General features: G+C 54.7%; 27 protein-coding genes. 12 read left to right on the top strand and 15 right to left on the bottom strand.

Annotation, left to right across the window (positions count from 1 at the left end):
- The 4 genes from DXY10_RS09615 to DXY10_RS09585 form a co-directional block, all read right to left on the bottom strand.
- On the bottom strand, window positions 1–229 hold a 229-nt coding region (locus tag DXY10_RS09615), incomplete at its 3' end, for a hypothetical protein (RefSeq protein ID WP_371411140.1).
- Window positions 230–281: 52 nt separating this feature from the next.
- A complete protein-coding gene (locus DXY10_RS09610) occupies window positions 282–497 on the bottom strand; it encodes a hypothetical protein (protein WP_115018792.1) in 216 nt (71 codons plus the stop codon).
- A gap of 325 nt (window positions 498–822) precedes the next feature.
- On the bottom strand, window positions 823–960 hold the full coding sequence (locus DXY10_RS09605; RefSeq protein WP_115018854.1) for a chlorophyll a/b-binding protein: 138 nt from the start codon (window positions 958–960) through the stop codon (window positions 823–825).
- A gap of 2,712 nt (window positions 961–3,672) precedes the next feature.
- Window positions 3,673–3,927 carry a hypothetical protein gene (locus DXY10_RS09585; protein WP_136989172.1) on the bottom strand — a complete coding sequence of 85 codons (255 nt, stop codon included), beginning with the start codon at window positions 3,925–3,927 and terminating at the stop codon, window positions 3,673–3,675.
- 269 nt (window positions 3,928–4,196) lie between these two features.
- Here DXY10_RS09585 and DXY10_RS09580 point away from each other — a divergent pair, with 269 nt between their 5' ends.
- From DXY10_RS09580 to DXY10_RS09560, 3 genes are all read left to right on the top strand, one after another.
- Window positions 4,197–4,577, top strand: coding sequence for a hypothetical protein (locus tag DXY10_RS09580; RefSeq protein ID WP_115018784.1), 381 nt, complete (start codon window positions 4,197–4,199; stop codon window positions 4,575–4,577).
- Window positions 4,578–4,938: 361 nt separating this feature from the next.
- On the top strand, window positions 4,939–5,679 hold the full coding sequence (locus DXY10_RS14300) for a hypothetical protein (RefSeq protein ID WP_136989170.1): 741 nt from the start codon (window positions 4,939–4,941) through the stop codon (window positions 5,677–5,679).
- A gap of 808 nt (window positions 5,680–6,487) precedes the next feature.
- On the top strand, window positions 6,488–6,823 hold the full coding sequence (locus DXY10_RS09560) for a hypothetical protein (RefSeq protein WP_170955773.1): 336 nt from the start codon (window positions 6,488–6,490) through the stop codon (window positions 6,821–6,823).
- Between the two features lie 575 nt (window positions 6,824–7,398).
- Here the strand turns inward: DXY10_RS09560 and DXY10_RS09550 are convergent.
- The 6 genes from DXY10_RS09550 to DXY10_RS09535 all read right to left on the bottom strand — a co-directional run bounded on the left by DXY10_RS09550 (window position 7,399) and on the right by DXY10_RS09535 (window position 9,216).
- Window positions 7,399–7,590 carry a hypothetical protein gene (locus DXY10_RS09550; RefSeq protein ID WP_115018774.1) on the bottom strand — a complete coding sequence of 64 codons (192 nt, stop codon included), beginning with the start codon at window positions 7,588–7,590 and terminating at the stop codon, window positions 7,399–7,401.
- Window positions 7,587–7,796: a hypothetical protein gene (locus DXY10_RS14295; RefSeq protein WP_136989166.1), complete on the bottom strand. Its 210-nt coding sequence runs from the start codon at window positions 7,794–7,796 to the stop codon at window positions 7,587–7,589. The genes DXY10_RS09550 and DXY10_RS14295 overlap by 4 nt, the downstream gene beginning before the upstream one ends.
- The gene (locus DXY10_RS14630) at window positions 7,789–7,941 is read right to left on the bottom strand and encodes a hypothetical protein (protein WP_170955756.1); all 153 of its coding nucleotides are present in this window, start codon (window positions 7,939–7,941) and stop codon (window positions 7,789–7,791) included. The genes DXY10_RS14295 and DXY10_RS14630 overlap by 8 nt, the downstream gene beginning before the upstream one ends.
- 151 nt (window positions 7,942–8,092) lie before the next feature.
- A complete protein-coding gene (locus tag DXY10_RS09545; protein WP_115018772.1) occupies window positions 8,093–8,278 on the bottom strand; it encodes a hypothetical protein in 186 nt (61 codons plus the stop codon).
- A complete protein-coding gene (locus tag DXY10_RS09540; RefSeq protein ID WP_115018770.1) occupies window positions 8,271–8,570 on the bottom strand; it encodes a hypothetical protein in 300 nt (99 codons plus the stop codon). The genes DXY10_RS09545 and DXY10_RS09540 overlap by 8 nt, the downstream gene beginning before the upstream one ends.
- Window positions 8,571–8,730: 160 nt before the next feature.
- Complete coding sequence (locus tag DXY10_RS09535; protein WP_115018769.1) at window positions 8,731–9,216, bottom strand: cytochrome c oxidase assembly factor Coa1 family protein; 486 nt, start codon at window positions 9,214–9,216, stop codon at window positions 8,731–8,733.
- Between the two features lie 66 nt (window positions 9,217–9,282).
- Between DXY10_RS09535 and sodC the strand changes: the two genes are divergently transcribed.
- From sodC to DXY10_RS14905, 3 genes are all read left to right on the top strand, one after another.
- Window positions 9,283–9,813: a superoxide dismutase family protein gene (gene sodC, locus DXY10_RS09530; RefSeq protein WP_115018767.1), complete on the top strand. Its 531-nt coding sequence runs from the start codon at window positions 9,283–9,285 to the stop codon at window positions 9,811–9,813.
- Between the two features lie 177 nt (window positions 9,814–9,990).
- Window positions 9,991–10,362 (top strand): hypothetical protein, encoded by a 372-nt coding sequence (locus DXY10_RS09525; protein WP_170955772.1) that lies wholly within the window; start codon window positions 9,991–9,993, stop codon window positions 10,360–10,362.
- A 79-nt stretch (window positions 10,363–10,441) separates the two neighbouring features.
- Window positions 10,442–10,981, top strand: a complete 540-nt coding sequence (locus tag DXY10_RS14905; RefSeq protein WP_244282198.1) for a hypothetical protein — start codon at window positions 10,442–10,444, stop codon at window positions 10,979–10,981.
- 54 nt (window positions 10,982–11,035) lie between these two features.
- Here the strand turns inward: DXY10_RS14905 and DXY10_RS09515 are convergent, their stop codons facing one another.
- Both DXY10_RS09515 and DXY10_RS14900 read right to left on the bottom strand, forming a co-directional pair.
- Window positions 11,036–11,251 carry a Nif11-like leader peptide family natural product precursor gene (locus DXY10_RS09515; protein ID WP_115018764.1) on the bottom strand — a complete coding sequence of 72 codons (216 nt, stop codon included), beginning with the start codon at window positions 11,249–11,251 and terminating at the stop codon, window positions 11,036–11,038.
- Window positions 11,252–11,317: 66 nt separating this feature from the next.
- Window positions 11,318–11,638 (bottom strand): hypothetical protein, encoded by a 321-nt coding sequence (locus DXY10_RS14900; protein WP_244282196.1) that lies wholly within the window; start codon window positions 11,636–11,638, stop codon window positions 11,318–11,320.
- A gap of 69 nt (window positions 11,639–11,707) precedes the next feature.
- On the opposite strand from DXY10_RS14900, the gene DXY10_RS09505 reads away from it, so the two are divergent.
- Entirely contained in the window at window positions 11,708–12,208 is a 501-nt protein-coding gene (locus DXY10_RS09505) for a DoxX family protein (RefSeq protein WP_115018762.1), read from the top strand.
- Window positions 12,209–13,949: 1,741 nt separating this feature from the next.
- On the top strand, window positions 13,950–14,747 hold the full coding sequence (locus tag DXY10_RS09490) for a hypothetical protein (RefSeq protein ID WP_136989164.1): 798 nt from the start codon (window positions 13,950–13,952) through the stop codon (window positions 14,745–14,747).
- 201 nt (window positions 14,748–14,948) lie between these two features.
- On the opposite strand, the gene DXY10_RS09485 is transcribed toward DXY10_RS09490, so the two are convergent.
- A complete protein-coding gene (locus tag DXY10_RS09485; RefSeq protein ID WP_115018756.1) occupies window positions 14,949–15,581 on the bottom strand; it encodes a M66 family metalloprotease in 633 nt (210 codons plus the stop codon).
- Window positions 15,582–15,745: 164 nt separating this feature from the next.
- Between DXY10_RS09485 and DXY10_RS09480 the strand changes: the two genes are divergently transcribed.
- Window positions 15,746–16,012 carry a hypothetical protein gene (locus DXY10_RS09480; protein WP_115018850.1) on the top strand — a complete coding sequence of 89 codons (267 nt, stop codon included), beginning with the start codon at window positions 15,746–15,748 and terminating at the stop codon, window positions 16,010–16,012.
- Window positions 16,013–16,049: 37 nt separating this feature from the next.
- Complete coding sequence (locus DXY10_RS09475; RefSeq protein ID WP_115018848.1) at window positions 16,050–16,367, top strand: hypothetical protein; 318 nt, start codon at window positions 16,050–16,052, stop codon at window positions 16,365–16,367.
- Here DXY10_RS09475 and DXY10_RS09470 read toward each other — a convergent pair.
- Window positions 16,361–16,588: a Nif11-like leader peptide family natural product precursor gene (locus DXY10_RS09470; RefSeq protein ID WP_115018754.1), complete on the bottom strand. Its 228-nt coding sequence runs from the start codon at window positions 16,586–16,588 to the stop codon at window positions 16,361–16,363. The genes DXY10_RS09475 and DXY10_RS09470 overlap by 7 nt on opposite strands.
- 107 nt (window positions 16,589–16,695) lie before the next feature.
- Here DXY10_RS09470 and DXY10_RS09465 point away from each other — a divergent pair, with 107 nt between their 5' ends.
- A complete protein-coding gene (locus tag DXY10_RS09465) occupies window positions 16,696–16,932 on the top strand; it encodes a hypothetical protein (protein ID WP_115018752.1) in 237 nt (78 codons plus the stop codon).
- 115 nt (window positions 16,933–17,047) lie between these two features.
- Window positions 17,048–17,833, top strand: coding sequence for a PhzF family phenazine biosynthesis protein (locus DXY10_RS09460; RefSeq protein ID WP_115018751.1), 786 nt, complete (start codon window positions 17,048–17,050; stop codon window positions 17,831–17,833).
- 397 nt (window positions 17,834–18,230) lie between these two features.
- On the opposite strand, the gene DXY10_RS14625 is transcribed toward DXY10_RS09460, so the two are convergent.
- Window positions 18,231–18,404 (bottom strand): hypothetical protein, encoded by a 174-nt coding sequence (locus DXY10_RS14625; protein WP_170955771.1) that lies wholly within the window; start codon window positions 18,402–18,404, stop codon window positions 18,231–18,233.
- Window positions 18,405–18,796 lie beyond the last annotated feature (392 nt).

Genomic DNA, 18,796 nt, shown 5'->3' with positions numbered 1-18,796 from the left:
TAGCGACAGAATCACAGCCGCCGGCACGGCCAAAGCTGTTGTAGGGATTGGCTTGTGCAGCAGGGCCTGCAACAGACATCAAGGTGGCACCAGCGGCGAGGGAGGCAGCGGCGGCGGCGATGGTTTTGATCGTGGTCATTGCTCTGATGGGGGTGATGCGTGGGGCGGGATCTCTCCCTCCGATGCATTCACCATCTCCGCTTTCAGCTCTCCAGCTGATGACCTCCATTCCCTCCTGCTGTGAGCTTGCTCACAACTGCGCAAACGGCGCCTGCTAGTGATCAGAAATAGTGGAGTCGCCTGCCACAGTGTGGAATGGAAGCATCGCCAGCCCTGAACAATGGGGGGACTTGTGCTGCAGACGCATCCACAGTTTCGGCAAGGGGTTCAACCACAGCGGCAGTGCCAGTGCCAAGGAGTAGGCCAGCAGCGGTGACAACGGCGACTGACAGAGACAGACCAACTGCGGATACGGCTGCAATGGGATGGATGGTCATCCTTTTGATGGATCAAGAATGGCAAGGAGCGAAAGCTCCGATGACCACACCCTCTGCGCTCAACTGGTGAGAAGCAGGCCTTCCTCCTGGTGAAACCCTGGTGAATCCAGCTCGCAATCAAAGCGCTCTCTAGTCAACGACTGCCATGAACGATCAGCAGGAACAGCGACGCCTGCTCATGCTGAGCAGAGATGAGAACAACTCCGGGCAAAACCCTATTCAGGCCGTGACACATGCAATAAAAAAGCACCTGGTCAAAGAGACCTAGGTGCTCAAAAAGCCTTAGAGGCTTCAATCGAATTGGCAGAATGAATTCAAGCCTGTATCAGCCGAGGCCGATTTGGCCAAGGATGCCTTGACCGGTCAAGAGCTCGGTGCCGATGGCGATCACGAAGCCGAGCATGGCCAGACGACCATTCCAGGATTCGGCGAACTCAGAGAAGCCAAATTTGGTGTCACCCATGAGATGTAAAGCAATGTTTCCAGAAATGTAACAGAACATTGAGCTGCGTGGGTGGATCGAATGCAACACTCCTGGCGCAACAGCCGAGAAGGCAGCCGACAACTGCGGACTTGGGATCGCCGTGATCGGACGCCCCCGATCGGCCCGAGACCTGAATGACCTGCAGGGATGGCACCCAGGAGCTGAATCCTCAAGACCAAACGATGGTGCGCAACCCGCGGCCGCCTAGGCGGTGGCTTTCACCACGAACGTCATGACCATGACTGCCATCGCAACCGTGCAACCAAAGAAGGCAACGTTGATGTGCAGTCCTTTCATGCCTAAATCAAGAGCTCTGATGAGTCTGCAGGTTTTTCTCTTGTGAGCGACTAAGGCTTAATGCCTAATCTCACCCTCCTTGAGCTGGGCGCTGCCAGAGAGCGACCGGCCTGCCTTTCGTTCAAGCCGGAACAAGCAAAGGCTGAGCAAACCTCATGAAGTCGACTGGGTGAGCTGAGTGCGTCCTCGGCAAGCTGGATCAGGCCAACAGACACCAGCGTCATCAAGATCACACCGAATTCACTGGAGGCCAGCTCCCACGACAACGTGCTGTGAGAAATCGATGTGGCGGCAACAGGATTGCCGACGCCACCGCCGCGAGGAAGGGAGATTCCAGATGCAATCAAAGGCTGCAATGAGCAACCCTCTTGAGGTCAATCAAGAATGATCGCGCCGCAGGATGGCGACCACCTGATCGAAGCGATGCAGAAGAAGCGACCCCAACAGGGGAGCGAGACGCTCATTGCAGAGCGCCGTAGCTAGCAAGGGAGAAAGAAACGAGAGAGCTGATGAAGTTTGTTGCGCTTGGACTGCTGGCAATCGGTGCCATCGCCCCCCTACCACTACAAGCACACGACTGCCCCATGGTGTTTAAGTGTGGCTCTCTAGAGCGAGGGACAACTTTTCTGATCACTCTGGACCCAAGCACGGGGAGAGTATTAGTTGACACTGGCGGAAACACATTCCAGTTCGAACAAGAGCTGGTCTCCCATCAATCGGCACAACAAGGATGGCGAAGGTGGCGAACCAATTCTGACCGAAATGGAAGGGCCAACTCTTGGACAGAACTCAACATCAACACTGGTGAAATGAAAGAAATTGATTACACAGGGCACGTCATTCCTTATCCACAGGGACATTGCAAAATGCGGACTCGATAACACCGCCATGGGATCCAGCCCACCTGCGAGCCAAGCAGGCTCAAAGCACAGCTGTTTGGCTAGAGATAAAACTGATCGCTTTCGGCAACGAACGGCACAAAAAAGGAGGGGCTCCTCGTCAGAGTCCCCCCATGTTTTTGTGTGTTGACGACCGCCCCCTTCCCGGGGCCCAAGCATTGTTATGTATCGCCTCGAACTCTTTTGTAGGCACGAACACACTTGATGTATCCAATTGAACCCCTGGCTGGAGCTCACCAAAGGGAGGAGGCGCGACACCCGCAGCGCCTAGATACAGAACTGATGTCTTAGTCGCGGTGGTTCCGCTGGAGGAGTGGGCTTTCATTGACGATCTGGAGCTGCAAAACTGGAAGGGAGCGAGGATCTGCTCAAACAGTGGAGGCACTGGCCATCGGCCTGCGAGGCTCAAGGCAGGGGCAGGGTGTCTGCCTGAGGCCACAAGCAATTCTGCCTATTGTTAAGAGCGATTGAGTAGCTTTAAGTTCCCCACGGTCACCGCTGTTCATTCTGGAAGCGTGGGCTCATCCGGTATTTTTTTGAGTATGTTCGCCAGGTGACTGAGGTTCCACATCGCTGTGGTGGGCCGTGGAACCTACGTTACAAACAACTGAAGCAGCGCAAGATTCTGCTCAAGCAAGCCAGCTCCATGTCGCTGGCCTGCGAAGGGGACGATTGAGGCAGAGTATTCGCGCAAGCCCTTGACTGATGCCAGCACTAGCAAGAGTGCTGAGAAGAATTCAATCGACTGAATCCGGTCATGCTGGCGACCCCAGATCGCCAGCATGACGAAAGGATTGCTTAGCCACCCGCAGGGCTTCATCTGGACGGGACACCGGAACAGAGAAGAGTCTGCCTGCATTAGATCGATGCAGCGATCAGGCTGCGCCTATCAACGGCAACTAGGGCGCGAATCAGGGTTATCGCCACTTGCTTAGGCTCAGCAAGCAAGCATGCGAGGTGACTACGGTCCCTGATTGAGAAGTGGAGCAAGTGCCCACGAATTGATCAAAGAGGTGGAGAACGGCGCAGAGAATTATCCACCCATCCGCCAATACCGAAACAGGCAAGGATTGACAGATGGGGAGATGAGACCTTCAACCCTCCATTGAAGAGCCTGCAAAGCAGCCACCCCCTGAAGGATCAGAGCCCGAGGAACTTGGCGGGAAGGCTATCGAGAGAGTGATTGCCCATCATTTGAAACATGATGTTCACGAGCATGCCACCAAGATGAATGGCTCCAACAAGAGCCAAACCACGCCAAAGCTTCTCAAAGTTTGAAGGGGGCTGGTTGTTTACCCACGTGCCAGTGTCGCTTGCCATCAATTGATTCAACGCAAAGCACATTCTGAGACATGTACCGCCAACTGATCAAGTTTCGTCACTCGATTCAATCTGAAGACTGCTCAACACCCGTGTCATCACCATGACGAGTCGTCAGTTGAGCAGTGCATCCAACCAACCGACAGAGGCGAACTACCCCCTGGGCAACAGGGATTCAGAGTGAGCTGAATCCCCAGCCTTCTTCCGCTGGGAACTCGAAGCGCAACTCCATCACGTCCACCTGTGCTGCAAGAACAGGAGAGCCAGGGCTCTGCTGAGCCTGCTTGTAGACATCGGCGATGAAATCAGAGGACTCGTCGCAACCCAGTGTTCTTCCAAGATCTGCCTTAGGGATAGACACAAACACATTCGAAGCTTGAGAGATCAGGATTGATGAAGGGATTACCGCCATTGGCGAGGCAGGAGACATGAATCTCACGAACCGCAGCCATTGCCTCTGACTCTGCCTTGGCGACCTTGGCTGGATTAGGAAGAACACCGTGGCTGTTGACGAGACCGGTTCATCGACGAGAGGCCTTAATCACGAACTCGGAGAAAGCATCTTTATTGGAATAAAATCGTGACAGTTATTTAGGCCGCTCGCTTAATTATATTTGCATGTTTTTGTTAGTGAGAATATATAAAATTGGGCAACAGAAGCCTCCGCTGCAGCAAAGGCTTCTGCGATTAGGTTGAGCCGTGATCAACTGGAAAACGTTAAACCATGGGGAGAATACTCAAGTCAATATGAAGCCTCTTCTTTTGCCAGCACTTGTCTCTCTACTGACTGTTGGTGCCGTACCAGCGACAGCAGAGGATTGCCGAGAAGAGCGGCAGCTGGCTTTAAGACTTGGCGGCCTACTGGGAACTCTATCAACATCTTGTATTCACCTTGAAAGCGAATGGATCAAAGAAGAATTCGAAGACGAGAGACTGGATGCGATCAGAAAGGGGCTAATACGTTTCAATGAAACTGAAGAGGTATCCGACAAAGTCAAGAGAGACATTTTTAACAAGCTAGACAACGATGTGCTTAGCAAATGCGCTGCGTTGATCAAAGAACTTGGTTACAATGATTAGAAGCAGCCTTGATCAGAATTCAGCCTCGGCACAGTACTACGAAGGCATCAACACTCGACAAAGCAAAGCCGGTTCACTGCAATCAAGATGAATCGATGATCGACTACGCCAGTCCCACAGCTTTCTTGTCAGATCAGACAGATCGATCAAACTCGACCAATTGGCTCTGCACGTTTGTACTGTGCCAGCACACGCCTGTTCTCTGCAGAGCCCCTATCGGTACGCAGTGTTCTTCAATCTGACAGCACTCGGCATGGCACGTAATCCCCGTGCGTGATCGCACAGATGGCAGTGATCAGCATCACTCTCCACTCTAAAAGGTGTCGATACATTCATTTTTGTTAGGTCACTTGTTCGCATCGTGAAGACTTTTCCACTTGCCTTGGCGGCCCTTGCTCTGGTTCCTCAGGCAGCTTTCGCCTCTTACCCCCCTCGGGGTTTCTCCAGTTCGTATAGTCCTACAGCCGCTCAGTGCTACAGCGTCCACCACTTCCTTGTGCCGCAGCCACAAGGAGCTGTTGCCATCCCGGGAGGACAGAAACGCCTAACAGTCCGTTATGGCAATGTTTTGGAAGTGTCCTGGAGCCCCTTCAGTCGTCAGTGTACTTACACACCCAAGGCACGGTTAAATCATTGGCAGAGGGGCATTCCCGGTTCTTCCTTCCGCTATGTGTTTGCTCCCGGTGGTGGTCAGCTGATCCGCGAATATCGCGTGGTTGGAGGGCCGATCCGCCGCATTTATTACCGCACGGTGTTGAGCCAATCGTTGCAGAACGGTGGTCAGCATTTGGACAGAGTGGCAAAACAGCGGTGCCTAAGTCAGGCGAACTATCGCGCCACCATTCAGAGCCTCGCTATGCACTCCATTCCGGAGCATCTACAAGTGCGTTTCAATCAGGTGCACCGCGTCAATTGGAACCCGCACCTAAGACGTTGCGACCTGAATCATCTCGGCCGTGTGGATCAAGGCCCCGCCATGTTTGTGAGCCATGGTCGCCCGGCCTTTCATTTTGAACGGGGCAACCTCATTCGTCGGACTCAGGTCGGCAGCGGTTGGGGAGCAGCCTCGAGCATCAGCACTTCCACCTTTGTACGGATCTGATACACCAGTCCTGAAGATTTCTTGTTGGGTACAGTCAGCTGCATTGACTTTCCTCTGACACACACCTACGGGCGGTTATGATCATCAAAAGCTATCACCTTAATCAGGAGATGATTGCAAACAAAGCCCCGACTCATGCGTGAGCTGGGGCTTTGTTGTTGGCAGTGGTTGTCTCTCTTGCACAGGGAGACTTCAAGGCAAATCCCTAGAGATCAATACGAGAACGACGACCAGAGCTTTGAGGATCACATGATCCGACAGATGGGCACAGGGGATATGGCATACGATGGAAGAGGTCTCCCTTTCGCACTGCGTAAAGCAGCGACAGCTCTTGCTTGGGTTGATTGGATGAGTGAGAATTGCGTTACGAGATTCCTTACGCTCAAAAGAGAATCGTTCCATTTGAGGCTGCATTGATGTCGGTCATTCTTTTCCTTTTTGCTCTTCTAATGCTTGCCAGCTTTTGTGCAGGCTTGGCGGCATCCATGTCTGTCCTTTATTGGGTATGGCGAATGGGCCCTAAGCAGAGTAAAGATGATATTTTTTGCTTTTTATCCATTGCTCTTGGGGTTTATCTTTGGGTGGTCCTGATATCAGTATTATTTGACCCAATGCTTGGAATTGGTGCCAACACCCTATACCTATTGCTTTATCCGGCTCTGATAGGCGCAACACCCTTAGCCGCATGTCCTGGGCTCTTCCTTTTCGGACCCCGCAAGAGATAAAGGAGTCCTATGCCAACTCAGACACTGAATTAAGCGGCTACCACGAACAAAAGCTATTGTGATTGTGCTTTGGAATCATTGAATTGAAGGCAATCCTGATTACAGCGGTGGCCTTCATGGTTACCGTCAACCCCATCTGTGCAGCAGACATGGGAGGGATGAAAGAGCATCTACCAAAACGCGGAAGAGATTACGATCATTTCCTCTGGGGTGCAGCATCCGCAACAGCATTGCTTGTCTGTAATTTTCTTCAAAAGGGATACAACATCCCCAGGCAAGATGCCAAAGACGCACTAGAAGCAATAAGCAAAGAACCAGGCATCAAAAAACAAAATAAATCCAAAATCCTGAATGCTATTAGGAACAACAAGGATCTAAGTGAATGCCATCAAATTTTTGACGAGCTCGGCATTCAGTGATTCAAGCCAATGGCAGTGGCAGTGATCTCCTGATGGAGATGGCATCAAAAAGCAGCACCATCACGGCACTGCTTGGTTGGCGTATGTGACATAGAGGTCTATGTCGCAGCCAGATAAGCCCAGACCGCCATTGGAATCCCACGCTTCACTGCAATTTCTGCGGTCGTGGCGATCAGATCATCAAGGGCATTGATCGGGAGGATCCGATTGTCTTCAAGCTGATGCACAGAGGCGCGTCACTCTCGATTGGTTCAAGCGTGTTCTCCTGCTTCCACAGATCACCGCCAACGTCCAATCGTTCAGTCATTTGATTGGCCGTGGCTTCGGGCTGCTCGTCTAAGAGACAGAACTTGAGTCCACCGCATGTTGGATGCACCTCAGGCAGAAGCAGTTGAAGCAGTGCGATCACTGGTTATCAGTCTGCGAATCAGAAGGTCGATCCACAGTGATGGTGTGACGCCAAGCCTCGTCACCATCTTCGTCTTCCTAGGTTGATATGAGCCGTAGGATGTGACCCAACAGCAAATCTGCAGGACTGAGGCAGTTGCTTTAAACCATTGCAGTAACAAGGGGACTCAAATGTCGCTGACAGAGGTCTTGACCTCGACGATCGAATACTCGATCCGATCATCAGAACAACAGGTGGCGGCATAGAAGCGCTCCAATTCGTCGTAAGCCGCGTCGTAATCGGAAAACGACAGCCGTGTGACGGAGTCGTGTTCCCCGTCATCCCGCACGATTCGATAACCCGGCGCTGCGGCAGTCAAACGCGAGCTGGAGAAGACGTGTTGACATGCCTGCGGCAGCGTCGCTCCGGGGGACGCCGCCAGAAGCTCAGGTAGGCCTTCGCAGTGGAAAGATCAGCGCAGTACACGCAATGGTGGCCACTACAGGGGCGATAGATCGGTCCATCATGTCCGTCAAACCGATGCACCATCACCCCGTCACGCCGAACAGGGTCAGTCTCATCCACCACCATCATCTCCTTGCTTGAGATGGACGAGCACACACTGCTCCACGCAGATGCCATCATCGATGTCACAACTGGTGATGCACTCGAAATAGGAATCAATGGCATCACCATGATCCTGCCTATCTGTTGATCCGATGGACGTCATCCCTTGCATGATCTCTACCAGCCTCCGCTGAACCTTTAGGTTGAACCTATCGCGATTCAGAACGCTGAAACCTCGAGTTTGAGAAGAACAAAGTACCCAGCAATAAATACCTATCCGCCGCAGATTGCGGATCGAAGCTAAGCACAATGACTTATCCGGCAGGATTCTGCTGATCCTGGATAATCCAGTCGATCGCTTCCTCAAGGTCAAGCGCCTCAAGCCGCCAGCGGCGGGGGTGTCGACTGGATAATTCCACCCGGCGATAAGCACGGCCCTGAATCACAATCAGACGAGGGCCTGACGGATCCGCCTGAGCTGAAGAGACAGATTCAGTCACGACGCAGCCAAGCTGAGGCCCCACCGAACCAGTCACCGAGGTCATCCTCCGGGCGATGACGATCAGCGGGGTCATCACTTCCGAGGGCGAGATCATCAAGCAGACCATCCAGACCTGTGACGGTGCCAGCACGTTGTCGCTGGCGCTGAGCACGATGAACCCAAGTGCTAACGCTGCGATCTCGATCAGCGTATTTCTGCACCAGAACACGCTCCTGCAGGCTCACAGCTTCTCCACGGGCCACACGACCAAGAATCTCCTGCAATTTGAGGCGGGTCGTTGTTGTGAGCATCGGGTCCCTCCTTAAGGCATGAATTGATTTGCAGTGTGGGATCACTTCACTGAAGACGCCACACCCAGCAGCCATCTCTATGGCCAAATCAAAACGAACGTCAAAGCGCGGAAAAGACAACAAACACGAACACACTCTGCACTGCATCAATCCGCAGCCATCAGCCCTGCGGGAGATCAGAGACCACCCTTCGCATCAGCAGAACGAGATCGCCGGAAGACTGATCATTGTTCTGCAGATCAATCCGTTGGCCCGTGCGATTGATTTGCACAGACAACACAGAGAAGGTCCAGCGGCCAGACCGTTTCGTTGCCTCCACCAGGATCTGAGCATCACCCTTCGGCCCTGAAATCGGAATCAGGAGCTTCGCTTCCCCGTTGTCTCCACTGGTGCTGAACCGACCGTTCACAAACAGACCCGGCTCGATGGGCTGACCAATCGCCTCCCTCAGCTTGAGGCTCTGCTCAGCTTCAGCCAGAGCTCGCTGATAAGGCACGTTGTTTTTGAGCAAGCCAAACAGCAACGACAAGAACGCCAAGACCAGCCCAGCACCGGTCAGCAGTGCACCAGCCATCGAAACCGGAAGAAACCAGCGCCAGTGACGTGACCACCAAGTGCCGGAACGTTGCGTTGGAGGAGAGGTCATGGCCGCAGGGGAGACCGAAACGGTTGATCAACTGCCCCAGAATGGCGAATATCTGCAGCCCTTCGCATGCGCCGCCTGTTCGCCCTGCTGATGATCTGTGCGGCTCTGGCTTGGCCGGGTATGGCACAGGCTGCAACCCTCGACGTGAGCATCAGCCGCATCAGCGCCGAAGGAGTGGGTGAGGCGATCGGCAGCGTCAGCGCACGAGACAGTGATCAGGGCCTCGAGATCATCCCGAACCTGAGCGGCCTCAGCCCAGGGGAACACGGCTTCCACCTCCACAGCAATGGAAGCTGCGACAGCGCCCTCAATGCAGAAGATGATGCCGTTGCGGGGCTTGCAGCAGGTGGCCACTGGGATCCAGATGAGAGTGGGGCCCACCTTGGTCCGTTCGGAAACGGCCATCGTGGCGACCTCAGCCGTCTGCTGGTGGATGAAGACGGCACCACGCCAACCAGCGTGGTGGCCCCCCGACTGAGCACAACGGATCTGCGCGGCAAAGCCCTGGTCGTGCACGCAGGTGGCGACACCTACAGCGACACCCCTCCTCTAGGAGGAGGGGGTGCCCGGATCGCCTGCGGTGTCGTCGAGCGCTGAAACCTGCTTATCCCTGCTTGACCGGTCGCCCGCGCTCTTCGCTGCGACGACTGTCTTGCACGATCAGAACAACGTGACTAGACCTTCACCAGACCCGAGGGGTGTCCTGCCTGATTTCTGACGGGACATCCTCATGGGGAGTCAGGGGCGCGATAGGCCCCTTTCTTGATGACTGTTGTGGGGAGCATCGAAATGGAAGCACGTTGCTATGGCGTTCGCTTTGAAGCAGATGGTGCCGATCTTTTTGTTGAGCTCCATGCACAGGACACACTCAATCGCCAACAGGTTCTGGAACGGGTGGTGGCGATCCTCGAAGACCGTCATGGGATGGCGGTGAGCCAGAACGAACTTGGTGCCATGACGCGCGTCGTGCACAGCGACGGCTCAACCCTGTTGGCCTGGTTATCCATTTCAGGCAACAGCATCCGCCAGTCGCTGGATGACGAAGGGCTCGATGAAATCCTCACCTGCCTGGCCTTTCTGGCCTTTCCTCCCGTGGTCGAAACCAGTGCAATCTGCACTGACGGGAAGGTCACACCCCTGAATTGATCGCAGGGGCTGAATGGCGACGCCTCAGATCACACGACCAAGGTTGTTAAGCCCAAAAACACAATGAGCATGACAACGGGTGGGCAGATTCTGGCGCCAGGGTGAAAGTGTGGGAACGAACAATGGAGGCGACGATGCAGGCCGACACTCCACCCGAGCACAGTCAAGAAGCACGCTGACTATCTGGAGCCTGGAACCCCTGCTGATCCAACGATTGGCGCAGGCGAGCATCACAGTCTCCGGTGCCTCCAGCGTGATCGGTCCTTCTGTCCAAAGGAGAAGGAGACCTTCCCTTGTCAACATCCCCCTCTGCAGTGCCATGAACCGTCTCTCCGTCGTCTCCTCAAAGACCACCCCACTGCTGATGTCGGTGAGTGGGGCGCAGGAATGCAGAGCCCGCAACGACCGTCAGAGTTATTTCTCAATCACCCGGCAGCTGGGGCGGGCCCAGTTTGAACTGGCCGATCAGGAACTCACTCGCCGGCTCTGGCAGGAGGTCGCAGACCGTGATCTAGAAGTGGGACGCATTACCCATCTTCTGTACGGCTGTCACTGCCATCAAGACGGCGCCGAAATGGTGGCAGCCGATGACGCTTTCCTGGCAATGGACGTCCAGTAAGGAATCCGAGATCCAGGCCTCAGGGGTGATGGCCTCACCCCTGAGACGAGAGTCTCAGTTGTATTCCCCAGGTGTTTCCTGCTTCGACACGGTCACTCTCCCCACCTTCTGACCCGAGAAGCGAAGGAGTTCATCGCCGGAAAACTCATAGCCGCGAGCTGCGGCAATCTTGGCCACATCATCCGCTGTGGAAGACGCCAGCACCGTTTGCTTCAGGGCTGGATCATCCTGCATCAGGACAAGAAAAGCCTTCAACTGATCGAGGGCCATGGGATGAGAAGCAGGCTCTGCTGCATAGAGGGCACACCATCATCTGCCGAAGCAAGCGCTGAGGCGTCAGAGAGTGCGGTCCTCGCGGACGCACACGTCGCCCTCACAACTGATCTCACACTGAGGATCCCTGTTTCTGTACTGACTGGGCTCGCGCATGGCCCAATACTCATCCACTACCCCAAGGATGTAACTGCCGACGCGGCGCAAAACCGTTCTCAAGCCCATGGCCTCCCGCTTCGTTCTCTCCAACCCAGTGTGGCGAGAGATCCAGCGATGACAGGCATGTTTGCGCGAACAACACACCCTGATCGAGAAGGGCCACTGACGCCCGAGAGCAGCCGGTGAGACGTCAACCGCAGGGAGAGGGACAACCTGAAGGGACATGACCACTGCACGGCCCCTCGCGACAGCCCCATCATCACCGTTAAGTTTTCATAAGCAACTTTCAAACCTGTGCTTCGCACCGTTCTGACGCGACCATTTCTGACCGATGCGGGGCTCCTGATCCTGCGTGTGTTCACAGGTGTTTTGTTAATCCATCACGGCTACGAAAAACTCGCCAACATCGAGAACTTTGCAGCTGCTTTTGTACGTCCTCTACATCTTCCCTTTCCGATCACACTCTCGTATGTGGCAGCCTTTTCTGAAATTATTGGCAGCTGGCTGCTGATCACCGGTCTGCTCACCCGCGTTGGCGCGGCTGCCATTGCAGGAACCATCAGCGTTGCGATTTACCACGCGATTGTTGTGAATGGATTCAATATTTATTTGCTTGAACTGCTCGGGCTTTATTGGGCTGCGGCAGTGCTGGTGCTAGCAGCTGGGCCCGGCCTTTTCTCAGTCGATACGTTGATTGTGCGCAAGCTCAATCCGAGCACAGAAGAGCAGGCAGCCAAACTAGAATCACTACTGCAGCCAGAGACTGAACCTGAATATCAGAGCTCAACCAACTAAAAAGCACATCCCATTTATGCTGGCCCAGACGATTGGTCAGGTGCAATGCGCGATTGCACTGATTGCCTTAGGCGCCAGATGGGTGAACACTGATAGCAACGAGATCGGAGGAGCCAATGACGGCCGACACTCCACCCGAGCACAGCCAAGAAGCACGCTGACTTTCTGGCCCCTGCTCCAACAGTTTTCACGCATGTGAGAGGGATAGCCCTTCGGCAGGCACTGCTTTGGTTTCGCCACGTCGATCGGCGCTCCATCTGCACCGCACCAGGTGCCCTACGGAGTGAACCAACCCTCCCCCCTAGGAACCTGGCCCCAGGCGCCACGAGCCAGTTGCTTCGACCACGTTCTTTCAGTCCCATTGCTTGAGGTCACACCTTCAAGGAAACACTGAATTAATTGGTTCGATGCATAAACGAGCGAGTTAGGCCGTCTCTTCCACCTGGGAGGGGCGGCCTCCCTTTATGAGAAGCCTTGGCGTGAGTGACTCGTTGTTTTGGCTTAAAACACAGCCGTCAGCTCTCGTGACATCGTGAGTCACCTCAAGACCCGAATCACACAAGCCCCGAAGGGAGCACATCATTGCCAATGGCAATGATGTGCTGAGTGGCATAGGCCGGCCTCAACGATGGTCAGAACAGAAAGCCTCAGCGGGCCTAGATGCGATTGGTTGCCTGAGCGAATTCTCTGCACCGTCTTAGCTACCAGATGACATCAAGCTGGGGCAGAGCGCCTCAATCTTTCAGCTTGAGCTTTTAAAATGACCGTAAGGATATATGCTCATCGGCAGAGAAATGTTGTATTACCTACCGATGTAAAGCCACATCTTTATCAAACAAGTAGTTGTAGCTACCTTACGCTCAAGCTTTGAGGTCCACGCTTATAGCAGTCAGATTTTTGCCATGGAAGCCTTGGTTGGCCTTGTCTTTGTGATTACGGCGCTGACAGTTCAAGCATGGGAACGAGATGACGACAGCGAAGACCTTTTATAATGAAGAGCCTGTCCAAGGTCTTACACTGAGATGAATCAACGATCGAGAGGTCGTCTTGAAGCAAATTGGCACTATTACATTGATTAGGCTTACATCTTTTCCACTTTAATCAGGTAGCACCAACGCCTTAGCGAGGCTTTCTCACAAGCGAACAACCGCTAGTGCCTCTAGTTTTTGAGACTGATCATCGCAATTAACCTACGCTCTTAGCACACCCGCAATAACGAGGGCCTCTTCAGTCAGCTGACACTCTTTTGCTAAAAAAGACCTCAAGCAAGCCACCCGATCTTGATCGCGACGAAAGTTACCCGAGAAAGTTCTTGGGGTGTGATTAAAATATAAGACGACTGACTTCGTGAAAGGAATGGTCAACACATCAACTTTTTCTATGCTTGCGTAGTCACACTTTTTCAGCCGAAATGAGCCACAGTACTCAATACGATCTCCATAAAGCCTTAGGACTGGCTTGAGACTATTGCTTCCCATCGCCCATATCTTTGGCATAAAGCTCAAGCCATTGAACCCAGCCAGCAAATCGGAATCAAAAACGAGGCCGGGCTCATGCATGCCCATTGATCGCGACTGAGCCAAGGATAGCTGTGTTTCTGTGATATCAGAGAAAAATAGTCAAGTCGCTTTGCGATCAATTGCGACAACTGATCGACACTCCAGAAATCACGGGAAGCGACACGGGGACTTGGCCAGCAGGCACCTGTGAGCAAGATCACAGAAAGTTTTGACCCCGGTCAATGAGTGGATTTCAAATGACGGCGATGGTGTGTGAGCCAGAAGGGCACAACCCTCCACCGCCGTTTCGACCCATGCCTCACTACCGCGATTGGTTTTCATTCCAACCACAAGAAGAAGCCTTCGGCAGGTTTACGGCTAGCAAAGAGAAGGGACGTGGTGCCACTCCAATCAGCGGTGAAGGAGTCTTTAAGCCGCAAGGAGTTTACGACAAAGGCAGCATCATCGTTGGCGACAATCATTTCAAGACTGGTGCTGGTGCTGATCCAATCGTTGACTACCGACAAGCAGATATTCAGCACGTTCCAAACGTGTTTCAGGGCAGTGGCCAGAATGGAGCGAATGCTGACGTACCTCGACCAACCGACAGGTTTATTGATGGTGAGGACTCATCTCCTTTCAAGGTGAACAACAACATTGTGTCGCTACAAGAACACAACCGTTTCTCAACTGGTGGTGGCAGCGACTCCATCACAGGCAGTGAGCGCGCAATCGAGATCTGGACCAACGGTGGTGCCAGCACATTGACACCTGTAGCCACTCAAAATGGAACCGCCACCTTTGCTCCAGGCAGCGCCGTTGAATCATTCAAGCCTGATCGTGGGCTCGGAGACACCACTGCTCCTGGTGGTTCGTCCTACCTGACGGAATGCCTCACTCCAATAGCTGGCATGAACAGTCTTGGCGAATCACTGCACCCTGGCCTTGAAGTCGGAGGCAACGCTGATCCTGGTCATGCCTCCCACCTGATAGAAAAACTCAGCTTTCCCACTAACAACGTCAGCATGTACGACCATTGAGCCTGTTGGTTCTAAGTGTTCGCTCAATATCTCCGAGCGCAGCTAGGGCGGTGCAAGTGCAATCGATCTGGCAGATCTCTCTAACCGGATGTCACCACCTTGTATTCCAAGTGATGGGATGGTCGTTTGAGGTCATGCCGAGATCGCTTGGGTGCATCCCCAGTCATACCTTTTGGCTAGCGGATCAAGACACGTTAACGATTAATCAGTTCCCCAGATTCGACGTAAAACGGCGATGTCGTAATTGGTAAAAAAACTGGGGGGACCACCTGGACGGGGCTTGTAAGCCATCACCGTATGGCCTGCATGGGCTGCAGCGGTGGAATAGGGACGGTTATCGAACAAACAGTCGCCATCAATATCGGAAAAGGGATGCTCAAGACCGAGGGCATGGCCGAATTCATGCAAAAACAACCACACCGGATCTTCCGAGCCGGTGGCAATACCGCGACAACCATTGAGGATCATGATGTATTGCGTGCCATCCACATTCTGCGATACGGCACCTTCTTTACGGTCATTGGCATCGCAATAACCAACGATCACAAGATAAGCGTCGTCTGGCCGTGAGACTTCATGGAAATCGAGTGCGATCAGGCGATCCGTGGCCTTGATCAACTTGATCCCCAGCGCTTTTTCATCGCGATAGAAGGGATCAGCACGCAACGTCTGTGTTGGCGAACGCGCGGTAATCGTTCCCTGCGGATCGCCATACACAACCCGATAGGTCCGGGGGCTCATCTCGAAGTAGTAGGCGATCGAGGTGCGGCCAGCGAGAAACTCCTGATCAGCAGCATTCCAGGGGGCCACCAAAGCCTCGACAGTGGGCCGCATGGCGCAATGATCAGCCCAAGCGCTAGCCGCCGAAGCAATCACCGCACACCCGAACCCTGCTGCGACAGCACAACGGCGCAGGCAAGCCATCACCCCTGACCTCAAGATTGCCCTTACCCAATCACAGATTGATGCCAGACGCCACGGGCAGGAGCCGATCGCAGATGACGATGCAGCAACAGATCAGGGCGGTGTATGCGGACCCTCAGATCGACGGCATGGAAGAGCTGTATCAAGCCATCGGCAGCGAGCTGATCGAGGGCAGTGACTTTGACGAGGCTTACGCGCGAGTGATGGAACGGGGAGGCACCCCAGCCCAAACCTGGATCCGCTTCTGCGTTCAATGCGCCTCGCGCTTGAAGGAACCACCTCCAGAAACAGAGTTCCTCGCCGGATTAGAGGAATGCTGTCGCAGCCACGCAGGGGGTTGATCGATCCGACAGAGTGCAACAGCGTTGTCGCGCTGTGATGAATCCACCAAACCGTGAACAGGTGCTCGCCGTCTCAGCCGGCTGGGTCGCCGTTGTCCTGAATGTTGTGCCTGGGCTGGGCGCCGGCTACCTCTATCAACGCCGTTGGACTGCCTATTGGATCACCTCCGCTCTGGCGACGGCCTGGTTTGTGGCTGGAGCCGCTTTGTCTGCCAATGCAGATGCCGGAACCGATCCAGACAATCAGCTGCTCGGTCTGCTGGGACTTCTCCTCCTCAGTGGAATCACAGCGACAGAAGCAGGGCTCTCGGTCAAACGCGTCCGTGCCTGCTTGGATCAGAGCAGCACTCAGTAATAGCGCCCTGGGTATTCACCGGGATGGTCGATCCTGCTGATGCGCACCCCATCCATTGACTGGCCGGAGAGCTGCAACAAATCACTCCCGGAGATCTCATAGCCATATTCCTGGGCGAGTAGCGCCACCTCGTCTGCGGTGGCAGCAGCCTGGACCTTGACTTGAAGAACCGGATCCTTGCCAAGACGCCTCAGAAAGCCTTGCAATGGCGTTGTCCCCATCGGCAGCCGGACGCTCGTAACGATTCAACGTCAGCAGGTCTCTACAGGCAAAAGCCACAGCCAGCCAAGATCCACGCCAGAATGTAACGAAGTCGTTACAAAGCCCCATGACTGTTGGCGAGGTTTTTCTTGAGTCCCTCTATTCAGGCGTGATTACGGAAGGCGAGATGCGCTGGCTGACCACCAACCAGCCGATGTTCACTCGAACCGAGGAAGCCACAGCGCTCCGCCTCGGCCGCCTCATCGATGCTGGTGAAGTCAATATCGGCTGCCGCATTCCGCCGGCCTCGGTCGCTCGCACCGGGCTTGTGAGCGAATGGCTCGAGCCCCTGGGCTCTCGATGAGGCCATGCCCATTAGGTCGGGGAGCCCCCTGCCCCCTCCTGCACGCGTCTGCGCAACGGAACGGCTCAGCCATGATCCAGCAGTCCGTTGGATCCTTTGCCCCGCTCAGGCCTGAATGCAGATCCAAATCGAACAGCTTGCTGCCTTCAGCGAAGGAGCCTTCACCGGCAACCCCGCAGCAGTCTGCGTACTGGAACGCTGGCTACCCGATGCGTTGATGCAAGCGATCGCGAAAGAAAACAACCTCAGCGAAACAGCCTTCACAGTGGGAAGAGAAGGCCAGTACCAGCTGCGTTGGTTCACGCCTAGCTGCGAAGTTGATCTGTGCGGCCACGCCACCCTGGCGGCAGCGCACGTGGTGTTCGGTCAAGAGCGCGATTTGAGGACACTCCGCTTCGACACCCGCAGCGGCGCGCTCCAGGTGCAACGGGAGGGGAAACAGCTAACGCTCGACTGTCCTGCGCAGCCAACGAAACCCTGTGACGGTCCAGCTGGCCTGAGTCAGGCTCTGGGAGCCAAGCCACTGAACGTGCGACGGGGCACGGATTGGCTGGCGGTGTTCACCACCGAGGCAGAGATCCGCGACTTATCGCCCGACCTGCCGCAATTAGCGGCATTCGAAGGTCGAGGCGTGATCGTGACTGCCCCGGGCGACAACGTCGACATCGTCAGTCGCTTCTTTGCTCCAGGGATCGGCATTGATGAAGACCCGGTGACCGGATCGTCCCATTGCGCCCTGGCCCCCTACTGGGCCGAGCGGCTGGGCAAACCGCTACTTGAGGCACGCCAGTTGTCTGAGCGAGGAGGCAGGCTCACCTGCCGAGTGGTGGGTGAACGCGTCTTGATCAGTGGCCAGGTGACTCCGTATTTACGCGGACACATCACAGTCGCCGAGCGCTGAACAGACGCAGCAGAACGAAACAAGGCTGCATCGAGACGCCTGAATTCAGGCTTGAGGAAGTCAGGCCACATTGAGAACAGCAATGCCAGCCTTCGGAGCGACTGCATCTGTTCATCGGAGACCGGGGGAGTCGCAGAGAAACGCGTCAAGACCGATCGCTTGTGGCCAGCTGTTCTCGACAACTGTTCTCGACAGCGGTTATCGACTGCAGGTATCGATGGACATCAGATCCCATCCACGTCAGAACGGGACAGCCTGACCGTCCAAAGCGCCAAACAGGCAGCCGAAAAAGCGCCAAGAGTGACGAGAAGAAGTTGCGTCGTCATCAATAAGGGCAAACGCAGAACTCGGAAAGCGGCCAACAGAACCGCTTTTACAAAACTAAACAATCCGAGCGTCAACCGCGCTCTGCCTCGTCGAGGTATTGCTCGACGATCGGAGAGGGGTCACCCTTTTCGATCGCATTGATCTCGCGTTCGATGTTCTCGATAAACAGCTGATTGCCATTACGCCTGGCCACCTCCAGCACCGTGCGTAAGCGACTGAGCTGCTCGTCACCATCGGTGGACATGGGCAGACAAAACACCAGGCGCAATCAGTCTGACGAGCGGATCCACTGCAGCAGACAAATCAGCTCAACTTTCGGGTGGCCTCCAGCTAGAGGCAATGCGCCTTAATGCCGATTGCTTTTGTAGCCATCGACACCAAAACTACGTGCATCGAGACCGGAGGAGCTGATGACAGCCGACACTCCACCTGAGCAAGCTCAAGAAGCAGACTGACTTTCTGGCCCCTGCTCCAACAGTCACCCATTCGTGAGGCTGGTCCTTTTGGACACTCCACTGCACCGCCCCAGGTGCCCCGGAGCCGCATCAGCCGCACACCTAGACACGATGGCCCCAGGGACGCCATAGCCAGACGCTTCGCCCCTTCCTCTCTCTTCTGCAGTGACGGGGTTGAATC

The sequence above is a fragment of the Synechococcus sp. UW140 genome, assembly GCF_900474295.1.
Classification (GTDB): Bacteria; Cyanobacteriota; Cyanobacteriia; order PCC-6307; family Cyanobiaceae; genus Synechococcus_C.
Note: the sequence above shows the minus strand (reverse complement) of the source record. Positions and strands in the feature narration are given on the sequence as shown.

What these genes read in the sequence shown, in the direction of transcription:
- DXY10_RS09490 (WP_136989164.1), top strand. Translation starts at nt 13,950, where the DNA reads ATGAGTGGATTTCAAATGACGGCGATGGTGTGTGAGCCAGAAGGGCAC.
- DXY10_RS09515 (WP_115018764.1), bottom strand. Translation starts at nt 11,251, where the DNA reads ATGGCCCTCGATCAGTTGAAGGCTTTTCTTGTCCTGATGCAGGATGAT.
- sodC (WP_115018767.1), top strand. Translation starts at nt 9,283, where the DNA reads ATGCGCCGCCTGTTCGCCCTGCTGATGATCTGTGCGGCTCTGGCTTGG.
- DXY10_RS09470 (WP_115018754.1), bottom strand. Translation starts at nt 16,588, where the DNA reads ATGGGGACAACGCCATTGCAAGGCTTTCTGAGGCGTCTTGGCAAGGAT.
- DXY10_RS14625 (WP_170955771.1), bottom strand. Translation starts at nt 18,404, where the DNA reads ATGTCCACCGATGGTGACGAGCAGCTCAGTCGCTTACGCACGGTGCTG.
- DXY10_RS09460 (WP_115018751.1), top strand. Translation starts at nt 17,048, where the DNA reads ATGCAGATCCAAATCGAACAGCTTGCTGCCTTCAGCGAAGGAGCCTTC.
- DXY10_RS09475 (WP_115018848.1), top strand. Translation starts at nt 16,050, where the DNA reads ATGAATCCACCAAACCGTGAACAGGTGCTCGCCGTCTCAGCCGGCTGG.
- DXY10_RS14900 (WP_244282196.1), bottom strand. Translation starts at nt 11,638, where the DNA reads ATGTCCCTTCAGGTTGTCCCTCTCCCTGCGGTTGACGTCTCACCGGCT.
- DXY10_RS09485 (WP_115018756.1), bottom strand. Translation starts at nt 15,581, where the DNA reads ATGCGGCCCACTGTCGAGGCTTTGGTGGCCCCCTGGAATGCTGCTGAT.
- DXY10_RS09585 (WP_136989172.1), bottom strand. Translation starts at nt 3,927, where the DNA reads ATGTCTCCTGCCTCGCCAATGGCGGTAATCCCTTCATCAATCCTGATC.
- DXY10_RS09610 (WP_115018792.1), bottom strand. Translation starts at nt 497, where the DNA reads ATGACCATCCATCCCATTGCAGCCGTATCCGCAGTTGGTCTGTCTCTG.
- DXY10_RS09605 (WP_115018854.1), bottom strand. Translation starts at nt 960, where the DNA reads ATGGGTGACACCAAATTTGGCTTCTCTGAGTTCGCCGAATCCTGGAAT.
- DXY10_RS14630 (WP_170955756.1), bottom strand. Translation starts at nt 7,941, where the DNA reads ATGACGTCCATCGGATCAACAGATAGGCAGGATCATGGTGATGCCATT.
- DXY10_RS09465 (WP_115018752.1), top strand. Translation starts at nt 16,696, where the DNA reads ATGACTGTTGGCGAGGTTTTTCTTGAGTCCCTCTATTCAGGCGTGATT.
- DXY10_RS09480 (WP_115018850.1), top strand. Translation starts at nt 15,746, where the DNA reads ATGACGATGCAGCAACAGATCAGGGCGGTGTATGCGGACCCTCAGATC.
- DXY10_RS09535 (WP_115018769.1), bottom strand. Translation starts at nt 9,216, where the DNA reads ATGACCTCTCCTCCAACGCAACGTTCCGGCACTTGGTGGTCACGTCAC.
- DXY10_RS09540 (WP_115018770.1), bottom strand. Translation starts at nt 8,570, where the DNA reads ATGCTCACAACAACGACCCGCCTCAAATTGCAGGAGATTCTTGGTCGT.